Origin of the sequence: Aeromonas sp. 159 (genome assembly GCF_963862045.1) — a bacterium.
Lineage (GTDB): Bacteria > Pseudomonadota > Gammaproteobacteria > Enterobacterales > Aeromonadaceae > Aeromonas > Aeromonas veronii.
In genome coordinates, this window is the sequence record NZ_CAWLMI010000089.1 from 1 (window position 1) to 11,551 (window position 11,551).

Consider the following 11,551-nt stretch of genomic DNA (forward strand, 5'->3'; position numbering starts at 1 on the left):
TCGCTCCGCCCGTGCCCGAGCCTGGCTCGCCGGACGTGATTATGTGCTGCCGGAAGATATCCAGCTGCAAGCCTATCCAGTGCTGCGCCACCGCCTTATTCCCAGCTATCAGGCACTGGCCGACAATCTGGATAACGATATCCTGATCGCCCAACTGCTGGATCAGGTGCCATGTCCCTAGATCCCAGTCTGCATCCCGATATCGCCCTGTCCCTGCCACGGCTGCTCAATATCCGGCTCTGGGCCAAGGCCAAGAAGCCACCTCACGCAGGCAGAAGCAGCAGCGAACGCGGCAAACCGGGCCGCTCTCCCGGACTCACGTTTCGGGAGCTGCGTGCCTATCAGGCTGGTGACGAGGTACGCCATATCGACTGGCGAGTGACCGCACGCCTCGGTCGTCCCTATACCCGCCTCTATAGCGAGGAGCTCGATCAGGCGCACTGGCTGCTGCTCGATCTCTCTCCTGCCATGTATTTCGGCTCTACACTGCAGCTCAAGGCGCGTCTCGGGTGCGAGCTGGCAGCAGCCCTGATCTGGCAAGGGGAGAAGCAGCACAACACCCTGATCTGCCACGGGCTTATCCCCCATCACCAGAGCCAGCGCGGCAGCGTGCTGCCCCTGCTCGAATCCCTCTGCCATCACTATCAGCAAGGGCTGGCCCGCCTGGCGCTTTCTCACTCGCTGGCCGACACCTTGTCCGGCGTGAAGCTGCCTCACGGTGCCAAGCTGACGATCATCACCGATCACAGACCCTGCGAGTCGGTACTCTGTCAGCAATTGCAACTGCTCTCACGGCGCCACGATATTCACTATTGGCAGATCCGTGACCCCCTCGAGGCAGCCCTTCCCTCTAATGGCCAACTGCCGGTGGCCATTGATCGGCCAGGGCAACACTATCAGGGCTGGCTGGATGGGAGCCATGCCGGTTTCTCCCGCCGCTACCAGCAAGCTGCCGAACAGCAACTGACCCACGGCAAGCAGCAGTTGCTGCCGCTGGTGCAGCGCCTCTATCTGCTCGATAACGGCCAGACGCTGCAACAACAGTGGCAGGAGGGGTTATGTCATCAGGGATGATCTCGCCCGCCGAACTCGACAGCGCCAGTCCCGCCTCCGAGGCCATCACTCCGCCGCTGGCCGCCCTGATGCGAGACATTCACCCAGGGCGGGATCTGATTGAACAGAGTCTTGACCCCAGAGTGCAGGCGCTATTGTGGCTATTGATCACAGGTCTATTGCTGCTGCTGATCGTCCTGATTGCCCACAGGGTGATACGTTACCGCCGCTGGTGTCGTCAGCTGGAGGGAGATCCCGCACTGCTGGTGGCACGCATACAGGAGGCCCTGCGTCATGAAGCACTGCAACGCTGGCCCGAGGCGCGCCAGCTGCAGGGAGAGGCGTGGCTCGCCTTCGTCGATCGTCACGGCGGCAGCGATTTCAGCCAGTTCTCGTCTCACTGGAGCAATTGGCTCTATGGCAGCCAGAACCCGACTCGCGAGCAGAGCGAACAGCTTCGGCAACATTATCGCCGTTGGGGTCAAACCCTCTTCTTCCAGCTCTCCCCCTGCTCGAGGCGTAAAACCGCGTGGAGGTATCCATGATCCTGGCCTGGCCCTGGTTTGCGCTGGCGCTGGTGCTGCCCTTGCTGGTGCGCTTCGGCTTGCCGCCCCTGCGCCGCGGCTATCTGGCTCACCCCGGGTTTGCGCTGCTGCGTCCTCAGGCCGGATTGCCGCTCTGGCGCGCCATGCTGCTCTGGTGCGCTCTTATTCTCGCCCTCTGCCGCCCCCAGTGGTGGGGGGAACCGGTTATCCAATATGAAGGGAGTCGGGATCTGCTGCTGGCAGTGGATCTGTCAGACAGTATGCGCACCCCTGATATGCTCGATAACGGCGAGCAGCAAGCTCGGTTGACGGCGGTGCGCCAGCAGATCAAGGCGCTGATCGCCAAACGGGCCGGAGACAGGGTGGGCCTCATCGTATTTGCCGATCACGCCTATCTGCTCTCTCCCCTCACTCAGGAGATCCCTGCGTTGTTGACCTTGAGCGACGAGCTCGATTTTGATCTGGTCGGCCGAACCACCGCCCTTGGCGAAGCCATCCAGCTGGCACGTCAGCATGGGGATCCTGGTCGCCCCACCGCCCTGCTGCTGGTCACTGATGGCCGCAATACCGCAGGCAATGCCGACCCGCTGCAGGAGGCCAAACTCGCCGCAGCGCAGGGAATACGGATCTACACGCTGGGGGTCGGGGCCGATCCCGATACCTTTATCCAACCCTACGATGAGGCGGGCAGCGGTCAGGCCGATCCCAGCAGCGAACTGGATGAGCCGCTTCTGAAAGAGCTGGCACAGACAGGCCAGGGGCGTTACTTTCGGGCACGCACCCAAAGCGATCTCGATGCCATCAACGCGACCCTCAATGCCCTTGAACCTGCCCCCATGCCGATTGCCCAGTACCAGCCGGTGATCGAGCTCTACCCCTGGCCATTGGCACTGCTTTGTGGCTTGCTGCTTCTGCCATCAGGGCACGGCAGACTGGAGTTTCGCATGGTGCGTAACTGGCTGGCACGAGGCGCGCGCAGATGGAGCTGATCTTGCTCCGCCCTCTGTGGCTGATCGCACTCATCCCCTGGCTCTGGCAAGGGTGGCACCGTCGTCGCCAGCCCCCGCTGCTCGCACCTGCGATGCAGGCTTATCTGCTGCCAGCATCCCGTCCTCAACGTCCCTGGCTCTGGCTGGCAACCCTGCCCGTCATTTTGGCCCTCAGTGGTCCCGCACTGCGCGGTGAGCTGCAACAGCAGCCTGCAGCACCGCTAGATATCTGGCTACTGGACTTGTCACGCTCGATGACCGCCACCGATCTCAAACCGGATCGGGCAACCCGGGTCAGATGGCAATTACAGCAGCTGCTGAGCCGCGCCAAGGGCGAGCGCATTGCGCTGATCCTCTACGCAGGCGACGCCTACTTCGCCATGCCGCCAACCCGGGATCATCAGGCCCTTTCGCTGTTACTGCCCGACTTGCGCCCCGATATCATGCCGTTGCAGGGCAGCAACCCGGCGCGGGCGGTGGAACTTGCCATGAAGCAGCTGGCCCCTGGAGAACAAGCGCGTCTGCTGCTGATCACCGACGACCTCACCCAGAATCAGATGACCCAAATCGCTGCTCTGTGGCCCTGCCAGCAACGCCTTCTCTGCCGCGACACCCAGTCGGCACGCCTCGATATTCTGCTCGCCAGCAGCGGTCAACCGGCCCCCATACCCGCCATTCCGGCCAATGAGTTGGGGTTTGCCGCCCGCATGCCCGCGCAGTTGCCCGCCCCCGATAGTCAGGCCATTGCCGCTCTGGCCAACCGTCTCGGCGGTGAGCTGCAGTGGCTTGGCAGCGACGTCCCCCGCTTTGCTCCCCTGCCCACCACGACCTCGGCCCTCACCTCGGCGCCACTGGATCTTGGCCCCTGGCTGCTGATCCCCTTGTTACCACTGGCCTTGCTGGCCAGAGTCGGCGCCCGGTTGATGATGGCGCTGATGGTGGGAGCTCAGCTGCTTGCGCCACAAGATCTGCAAGCAACAGAGAGGGGGGATCTGCAAGCGATGCAGGCTTATCAAGAGGGGGATTTTCAGCGGGCAGCCCGCACCTTCAACGATCCAGTCTGGCGCGGCAACGCCTGGTATCGAGCTGGTGCCTACCGGCCAGCCATCGCAGCCTATCAGGAAGCAGAGAGTGCCACCGCCCACTACAACCGCGGCAATGCCCTGCTGCAACTGGGGGAGTTTGCCGCAGCCAAAGAGGCCTATCTGGCCGCTCTGGCACTGGAGCCCGGCCATGAAGATGCGCTCTATAACCTCTCTCTGTTGCAAGGCGGTGCGGCCGCCGCTCCCGATACCAGCACCAGCACCAGCAAGCAACCCAAGCCATCGGCTGAACAGCAGGCAGCAGCAATGCCCCTGCCCCCCTCTCCCCCGGTGTTGCTGCTGGAGCAGCGACTGCGCAAAGAGGCACTACGCCGGGATCTGATCAAGGTGGAGTATCCCTGGTGACACGGGCAGGATGGGGGTTGTTGCTCGCACTCGCGAGTCCACTTTGCTGGGCCTTGCCCCCCCGGGCAGAGCTGCTGCCGGGGGCTGACCCCAGCGATTGGCTGCTGATCATCGAAGCGGATGGCGAGCGCCAGAACAGCGAGCTGGAGATCTCCCCCCTACTGCGCCAGTTTGTAGTGGGCAGAGTGACCATGAGCCGGGTCACCACCCCGGTACAACAACTGACTCGCTGGCAGATCCCGCTGCACCAGAGCGACTCACCCGCTAATACAAAGGTGGTGATTGCCCCGCTCAAGCTCGGAAATGAGTTCACTCCCTCGCTCACCCTGCCATTGAGAGAGGTGAAAACAGCGGCGCTGCCGCAACCCGCAGCCCCCTCGCCCCTCGAGATGCAGGCCAGCCTTGATCATCAGGGCCCGCTCTATCCCGGCCAGCCGGTGATCTACCGGCTGACACTATGGCTGCCCACCAGTATGCAAAACCCGGCCCTGAGCGAACTCAGCTCTGCCCACTTTACCATCCGTCGCCTCGGTAGCGACGAGTGGATCGCCCCCGTTCAGGCTGGTCTACCCGGCCGGCTCACCCGCAGCTGGCTCATTCAGGCAAAAGCGCCTGGGCTATGGCTCCTCGACTCACCCCGCTTGCAGGGGCAGCTCACGCAGCAAGGGAACAAGCCGCAAAAACTCTCGGCCCGCGCGGCACCACTCGAGGTTCGGGTCGACAAAGCCCCCGCCACGCCGGTGGCCACCCGGCTGACCCTGAGTCAACGGCTTGAACCGGCCTCCACGGGGGAAGTGGGTGAACCACTGATCCGTATCCTCACCCTGACCATGGAAAATGGTGACAGCGGCCAGATACAGCTTGCCCCCCTGATGGCACATCAACTGCCAAACGGCATACAGGCACATCCCGATGGCGAGCAACAGCAGGAGCGTTACCGAGATGGCAAGCTGCTGTTTGAGCGACAGTGGCGCCAGACTCTGGTCGCGGAGCAGAGCGGCGACTACCAGCTGCCCCCCATTGATCTGCCCTGGTTTAATACCCAAAGTGGCCGGATTGAGCAGGCCAGCCTGCCTGCCATCACGCTGACGTTTCAGGCAACGACAAATCGGCAACCTGATCAGCAGACATCGCAGATGGCACTGCGAGAGAGCCTTTGGTGGGTCGTGCTGGCCATAACGCTGCGTGCGCTATGGCGCCACTGGCCCCGCTGGCGCGCCTTCTATCAACTGCAACGTGCCCTTGCCCAACACCAGCCGGATGCCAGTCGCAAGGCGCTGATCAAGTGGGCGACCATGCGCTGGCAGGTCTCCTATTATCAATTAGGCCAGTTGCCTGACGCTGGGCATAATCGGCTCGGCAACGCGCTCGCCGCACTCGAGCGAGCCTGTTTTGCACGGCCCTCTTCTGGCCCGCCCATCGAGTGGCGCGCTCTAGCGCGTACCCTCAGGGCTGATGAAACGGCCGGTATTGCGTACCTGATTTACCTGCTGGCGCACGGGAGTTCCCGCTCCCGCCGCCACGCCCCCTGACAAGGATTGCCCAATGGCACTGCTGTTTTTTAGAAAAAAACGTGCTCAGCAGCATATTGGTGGAAATGATCCGGCCACTTCGCCGGTCTCTGATCCCATGGCTGACAAACAAACCAAATTTGAAGCACTGGTTCATGCGCTGCATGGCGATCTCTACCGGTATGCCTACTGGCTGACCCGGGATCCCAACGTAGCGGAAGATCTGGTGCAAGAGACCTTCCTGCGCGCCTGGAAGGCTATCGACACCCTGCAGGATGACAAGGCGGCCAAGGGGTGGCTGATCACCATCCTCAGACGGGAAAACGCCCGCCGCTTTGAACGCAAACAGCTGGAGCTGGTTGATCTCGACGATCACCCTCAACCCCAGCACGATGCACTGCACAGCGAACAGGAGATGGAGAACGAGTGGTTGCACCGTCACATCGCCCGGTTGCCCGAGGAGTATCAGGAGCCACTGCTGCTGCAAGTTGTGGGAGGATTCAGTGGTGAGGAGATTGCCGAGATGCTCGGCCTCAACAAAAACACCGTCATGACCCGACTGTTTCGCGCCCGCAACCAGATCAAGGAGGCGATGGAGCAGAAGAACCAAGCAAGAGGACACGGACATGGATGAACTCGAATTTCGCCGCAACGCCATGATCCAGCCCAACGATCAACAACCGGACTTTCTCAAAACTGCTGAAGCAAGCCAAGCCAATCGGAACTACCTCGACGAGATGAAGCAGTTCGACAGAAGCCTCAAGCGTGCCATGCAGGTAGAGGTTCCCGCCGGACTGGCCGAGCGGATCCTGCTCAGGCAAGCCATGCTGCAAGACAGTGACGCGCCAGATGAGATGCCGCCATCCCGACCCCTTGGCACGGCGCCGGTCAAGATCCGGACATCGACATCCTGGCGCCAGATCGCCCTGGCTGCATCGGTCGCCTTCCTGCTGGGAATGAGCACCCGCTGGCTCACGCTGCCAGAAACGGCTCCTGCGGCCCTCTCCCTCGCACAGGTGGCGATGGCTCATGTCTATGGCGAAGAACCCTTTATTGAAGGTGTCGATGAGCAGGTCAATCTGCATAACATCAATGCCAAGATGGAGAAGTATGGCGCCACCTTAAGCGGGATGGATGGGCTCAAGGTGACCTATGTCAATCACTGCTCGTTTTATCAGGGACCAGCCTTGCACATGGTGATCCAGGGAAAGATGGGGCCTGTCACCCTCTTTTTAGTGCCCAAACATGTTCCATTAACCCTGCAACAGGCCACCTTTGAAGATGGCACCCTCAAAGGGGAGATCGTCCAGCTCAAAGGCGCCAATATGGTACTGATTGGCGAGATGAAAGAGCCACTTGCCCCCGTTGCCAACGCCCTGCAGTCACGTCTGCAGTGGGACATTTAACATCGCCGGTTAACAACCTCAGATCCATCCTCAATAGCAGGCGGCGGTCACGAGCCGCAGCCTGTTCTCCCCCTGATTACTCCTCTTTGTCACTCATTTGCCTCAAGATTTCGAAAAATTGACAAAATTATTTTTGTGACGGAGATCGGCAATCCAGGTCAATAATCCACCTTTAGCCCCTCAAAATGATGAATTAAACAGCAAGTTAAAACAAATGATTAACACATCGATCACTTTTATGTATTCTGCTGTCACTGGTCTGATTTCTTACCTCCTACCAGATCCATAGAATCACGCCAGAATTGATTGGGAAGAAGCTGAAATAAAAACGGATTTTGTCGAGGTTTGCATTGAACGTGCAGCCAATATCGGCAAAAAAATCTGCCTACAAGAGAGAACACCATGACGACAACTATTTTCAAGAAGAGCCTGATTGCCGCCACCATCGCGCTGGCCACCGGTCAAGTCCATGCCGCGGCATTCCAGTTGAACGAGCACTCGGCCTCCGGTCTGGGTCGCGCCTATGCCGGTGAAGCGGCTATCGCCGACAACGCCTCCGTTCTGGCCCGTAACCCGGCCGCCATGACCACTTTCGACAAGATGGCAGTTTCTGTGTCCGGTACCTACATCAAACCGGATGTCGATGTGGATGGTGCTGTTTACGCTGGCGCGAACAAAATGGCTCCAGCCAGCGAAAGTGGCATTGCTCCGGCAGCCTTCGTTCCCGCCTCCTACTTTATTCAGCCGCTGAATGACCAGTGGGCTTGGGGTATTGGCATCTTCTCCAACTACGGTCTCTCCACCGAATACTCCAAAACCTTCCCGGCTGGTGCCGGTGCTGGTGATACCGAGTTGATGACCTTCAATATCAACCCGAACATTGCCTATCGTGTCAACGAACACTTCAGTGTCGGTGCTGGTATCAACGCCGTTTACGGTGCCGCCGAACTCAACCGCTATGCCGGTCTGCTGGGCCCGCTGAACCCACCTAGCCAAGGTGGCCCGCTGCCGACAGATACTCGTCTGGCTCACTTGAAAGGCGACACCTGGGGCTTTGGCTGGAACGTTGGTACCCTGTATGAAGTCAATGAAAACCATCGCTTTGCACTGACCTACCGTTCACAAGTCGATATGAGCTTTGACGGTGATTTCCAAGGTGCAAGCTCACTGAATCGCACCGTGGATGGCAACCTGAAGCTGGATCTGCCTGCACAAGCCGAGTTCGCTGGTTACCATCGCCTGAGCCCGCAGTTTGCTGTTCATTACTCTGTAAACTGGACTGACTGGAGCGCCTTCCAGGAGCTGAAAGCAACCAGCAGCCAATGTGCTGGCGGCGTATGTCTGCAAAAAGATGAGAAGTTCAAAGATTCTACTCGCTACTCCATCGGCGGTACCTGGTATATCAACCCGGCATGGGAAGCTCGCATGGGCTTTGCCTATGACAACACCCCGATCGAAGCCGAATACCGTAGCCTGAGCATTCCCGACTCAGACCGTATCTGGTACAGCGCCGGTGCCACCTACCATATCAACACCGATATGAGCGTTGACTTTGGTATGGCTTATCTGGACGGTAAAGAAGTTGACGTCAACGAAGGTCTGCGTAGCCACTCCGACAGCCTGCGTTGGAAAGGAACTTCCCACGGCAACGCCTTCCTGGCTTCTGCCCAGTTCAACATGAAGTTCTGATTATTGATAGAATGGAAAGAGCGCCGCCAGGCGCTCTTTTTTTATCCATAACTTAGATTTCAGCGCACACATGTAGCACACACGTGTTTATTTTTCTTTTCCAATCAAGCTATTAGAGTGCATCATCCCAGCATTTAATCTTGTTTTATCCAGATACTGGCCATTACCGTTGCCTTGCTGGTCATACCATATAAAATCCTGCCTTCATTCATATGACCGATTGAACCTTCGGGTAACAGCAAGGATTTTGCCATGCATCCCATCATCAAACCGTCCGCCATCGCCCTGCTGGTGATCGCGGGTCAGACCCATGCCGCCGGGTTCCAATTGGCTGAACAGTCCGCTACAGGACTGGGACGCGCCTTTGCCGGTGAGGCAGCCATCGCGGATAACGCCAGTGTACTCTCCCGCAATGCAGCAGCCATGACCCGCTTCGATCAGATGGCGCTCTCTGGCGGAGTCATCTATGTCAGTCCTGACGTCAATATTGAAGGCAACACCCGCTTGCCGACCAAAGCCGGTGTCGTCACCTCCGATGCCAGTGCACACGATATCGCCGCCGCAGCCTGGGTACCCAACGCCTATCTCATCATTCCACTCAATGAGCAGTGGCGACTAGGCTTCTCGGCAACCTCTTACTACGGCCTTGGCGTCAAGATGCCGGATAACTACAGCGCGGGACACTTTGGCAATGTCTCCGATATCAAGACCATGGATCTGGGTACCTCACTCGCCTATCGCATCAATGAGATGTGGTCAATTGGTGCCGGGATCTCTGCTATTCAGGGCGAAGGCGAAGTCGGTGGCACCTTCCCTTCTCGCAACCTGATCGCAAAACATTTGCAAGGGGATGGCTGGGCATGGGGCTGGAATGTCGGCACCTTGCTGGAGTTGTCCGAACAAACCCGAATTGGCCTCTCCTACCGTCACGATGTCACTTTGACCCTCTCGGGAGATGCTATCCTGGGCCGACCCAATGCAGATGGCTCCGTTACCGAGATCAGAGATACCGGTAGTCTGGATCTGCCGTTGCCAGCGACGGCAGAGTTGGCGGCGTTCCATCAGCTGACTGACAAGCTGGCTCTCCACGGCAGCCTGAACTGGACCAACTGGAGCAAATTCGTTCAGTTGGAAGCTGATCTCAACAATTTGCAGAACATGCACATCAAGGACGAGCACTGGGAAGATAGCTGGCGCTACGCCATCGGTATGACCTATCAGGTCACTCCCAAATGGCAACTGCGCTCCGGTGTGGCCTATGACGCCAGCCCTGTGCCAGCCGATCGTCGTACCATTTCCATCCCGGATGCCGATCGCCTCTGGTACAGCCTGGGAATGGGGTATCAGTTCACGCCCAACCTGACCGTGGATCTGGGGCTGACCCTGATCGATGGCAAAAAGGTGGATGTCACTGAAAAAATGGAGCTGCAACCGGGTAATCCGATGACGACCTCCACCTTCCAGGGCACTTCCGAAGGGGATGCCTGGCTGGCTGGTGCACAATTGAGCTATCTCTTCTAAATTCCTTCCCTGCAAAAAACGCTATGCCAATTATTGCCTTACTCAATAAGGTGAACACTGGCATAGTGTTCTGCAACACCATAAAATCAACCCAGTACCTTTACTGGAGCAAGGCATGTATTCCTACGTAGCAAGACAGCCGATCCTCGACAGAGACCTCAAAACTCATGCCTATGAGCTGCTCTTTCGCGATAGTCTGAATAATGTCTTCCCGAGCATCTCCTCCCAACAGGCGACGTCACGCCTGGTGGTCGAACAATTCCTGCAACAGAATATCGATCAACTGTTGGGGGGCCGTCCCTGCTTTATCAATTTTCCCCACTCACTGCTACTGGAGGGATTGGCAGAGTGCCTGCCGCCCGAAAAAGTGGTGATTGAGATCCTGGAAGATTCCCCACCGGATGATGCCCTGCTGGAAAAGGTGAAACAGTTGCACAAGCTGGGATATCAACTGGCACTCGATGACTTCACCATGTCACCGGATTGGGAGCGCTTCCTCCCCTTTATCCACATCATCAAGTTTGATCTTCGTGCCACCCCCCTGATGCAGATCAAAGTGTTTATCCAGCGGCATCAGACGCTGGGGCTCACCTATCTGGCGGAAAAAGTAGAGGACAAGGCGGAGTTCGAGCGGGTCAAACAGCTGGGGATCCAGCTGTTCCAGGGCTTTTTCTTCAGCAGACCCGAGATGGTCAAGCAAGCCACCATGGAGCCAGCACAAGTCGTGGTGATGCAGTTGCTCAACGTGGTCAACGAGGCAGAGCCTGATATCAACAAGATTGAGCAGCTACTCGGTCAGGATATCTCCCTCTCCCTCAAGCTGCTGCGCTATGTCAACCATCTCAAAGGTCACACCAACCCTATTTCGTCATTTCGCCAGGCTGCCATCTATCTGGGCAACACCCAGCTAAAGCGCTTTGTTTCGCTGGTAGCCGCGACCAGTGCGGGCAAGGGCAAGAGCGCCGAGCTCTACCAGATGTCGATGATCCGAGCCCGATTCTGTGAACTGCTGGCCCATGCCCACGCCCCGAGCCAGCAGGCACAACAAGCCTTTATCACCGGTCTCTTCTCCCTGCTGGATGTACTGATGGAGCAGCCGATGGACAAACTGCTCGGCACTATCCCTCTTATCGACGATATTCGGCTGGCGCTGCTGGAGCGAAAAGGCAATCTCGGTTTCTACCTCGCGTTTTGTGAAGATTACGAGAGCGCCAACTGGTCACGGGTAACGGCCAGAACAGCCCGCCTGGGGCTGAGCGAGGATAAGGTGAGTCACCTCTATCTGGCCGCCACCACCTGGGTCACGGAACAACTGCTGGCGATGGAAGCCACCAATTAATTCGTTTCGTCATTCACTTCGACCGCGATAGCGGTCGCCTCCCCCCCCCC

General features: G+C 58.5%; 10 protein-coding genes and 1 pseudogene. All 11 read left to right on the forward strand.

Annotated elements, in window-relative coordinates:
• Window positions 1-181: pseudogene (locus AACR14_RS14915) on the forward strand (AAA family ATPase); the annotation flags it as partial.
• Complete coding sequence (locus AACR14_RS14920; RefSeq protein ID WP_019446741.1) at window positions 172-1,074, forward strand: DUF58 domain-containing protein; 903 nt, start codon at window positions 172-174, stop codon at window positions 1,072-1,074. The pseudogene AACR14_RS14915 and the gene AACR14_RS14920, both read left to right, overlap by 10 nt.
• On the forward strand, window positions 1,059-1,598 hold the full coding sequence (locus tag AACR14_RS14925; protein ID WP_019446742.1) for a DUF4381 domain-containing protein: 540 nt from the start codon (window positions 1,059-1,061) through the stop codon (window positions 1,596-1,598). The genes AACR14_RS14920 and AACR14_RS14925 overlap by 16 nt, the downstream gene beginning before the upstream one ends.
• Window positions 1,595-2,587 carry a VWA domain-containing protein gene (locus tag AACR14_RS14930; RefSeq protein ID WP_019446743.1) on the forward strand — a complete coding sequence of 331 codons (993 nt, stop codon included), beginning with the start codon at window positions 1,595-1,597 and terminating at the stop codon, window positions 2,585-2,587. The genes AACR14_RS14925 and AACR14_RS14930 overlap by 4 nt, the downstream gene beginning before the upstream one ends.
• Complete coding sequence (locus tag AACR14_RS14935) at window positions 2,578-4,035, forward strand: VWA domain-containing protein (protein ID WP_019446744.1); 1,458 nt, start codon at window positions 2,578-2,580, stop codon at window positions 4,033-4,035. Before AACR14_RS14930 ends, AACR14_RS14935 begins: the two co-directional genes overlap by 10 nt.
• Before the next feature lie 20 nt (window positions 4,036-4,055).
• Window positions 4,056-5,567, forward strand: coding sequence for a BatD family protein (locus tag AACR14_RS14940; protein ID WP_050547845.1), 1,512 nt, complete (start codon window positions 4,056-4,058; stop codon window positions 5,565-5,567).
• 13 nt (window positions 5,568-5,580) lie between these two features.
• The gene (locus AACR14_RS14945) at window positions 5,581-6,180 is read left to right on the forward strand and encodes a sigma-70 family RNA polymerase sigma factor (RefSeq protein WP_005333245.1); all 600 of its coding nucleotides are present in this window, start codon (window positions 5,581-5,583) and stop codon (window positions 6,178-6,180) included.
• Window positions 6,173-6,952, forward strand: a complete 780-nt coding sequence (locus AACR14_RS14950; protein WP_019446746.1) for a DUF3379 domain-containing protein — start codon at window positions 6,173-6,175, stop codon at window positions 6,950-6,952. The genes AACR14_RS14945 and AACR14_RS14950 overlap by 8 nt, the downstream gene beginning before the upstream one ends.
• A 402-nt stretch (window positions 6,953-7,354) precedes the next feature.
• Window positions 7,355-8,641, forward strand: a complete 1,287-nt coding sequence (locus AACR14_RS14955) for an outer membrane protein transport protein (protein WP_019446747.1) — start codon at window positions 7,355-7,357, stop codon at window positions 8,639-8,641.
• A gap of 252 nt (window positions 8,642-8,893) precedes the next feature.
• Window positions 8,894-10,162 carry an OmpP1/FadL family transporter gene (locus tag AACR14_RS14960; RefSeq protein WP_019446748.1) on the forward strand — a complete coding sequence of 423 codons (1,269 nt, stop codon included), beginning with the start codon at window positions 8,894-8,896 and terminating at the stop codon, window positions 10,160-10,162.
• 115 nt (window positions 10,163-10,277) lie between these two features.
• Complete coding sequence (locus AACR14_RS14965) at window positions 10,278-11,501, forward strand: EAL and HDOD domain-containing protein (RefSeq protein WP_005333249.1); 1,224 nt, start codon at window positions 10,278-10,280, stop codon at window positions 11,499-11,501.
• Window positions 11,502-11,551 lie beyond the last annotated feature (50 nt).

What these genes read in the sequence shown, in the direction of transcription:
- AACR14_RS14920 (WP_019446741.1), top strand. Translation starts at nt 172, where the DNA reads ATGTCCCTAGATCCCAGTCTGCATCCCGATATCGCCCTGTCCCTGCCA.
- AACR14_RS14925 (WP_019446742.1), top strand. Translation starts at nt 1,059, where the DNA reads ATGTCATCAGGGATGATCTCGCCCGCCGAACTCGACAGCGCCAGTCCC.
- AACR14_RS14930 (WP_019446743.1), top strand. Translation starts at nt 1,595, where the DNA reads ATGATCCTGGCCTGGCCCTGGTTTGCGCTGGCGCTGGTGCTGCCCTTG.
- AACR14_RS14935 (WP_019446744.1), top strand. Translation starts at nt 2,578, where the DNA reads ATGGAGCTGATCTTGCTCCGCCCTCTGTGGCTGATCGCACTCATCCCC.
- AACR14_RS14945 (WP_005333245.1), top strand. Translation starts at nt 5,581, where the DNA reads ATGGCACTGCTGTTTTTTAGAAAAAAACGTGCTCAGCAGCATATTGGT.
- AACR14_RS14950 (WP_019446746.1), top strand. Translation starts at nt 6,173, where the DNA reads ATGGATGAACTCGAATTTCGCCGCAACGCCATGATCCAGCCCAACGAT.
- AACR14_RS14955 (WP_019446747.1), top strand. Translation starts at nt 7,355, where the DNA reads ATGACGACAACTATTTTCAAGAAGAGCCTGATTGCCGCCACCATCGCG.
- AACR14_RS14960 (WP_019446748.1), top strand. Translation starts at nt 8,894, where the DNA reads ATGCATCCCATCATCAAACCGTCCGCCATCGCCCTGCTGGTGATCGCG.
- AACR14_RS14965 (WP_005333249.1), top strand. Translation starts at nt 10,278, where the DNA reads ATGTATTCCTACGTAGCAAGACAGCCGATCCTCGACAGAGACCTCAAA.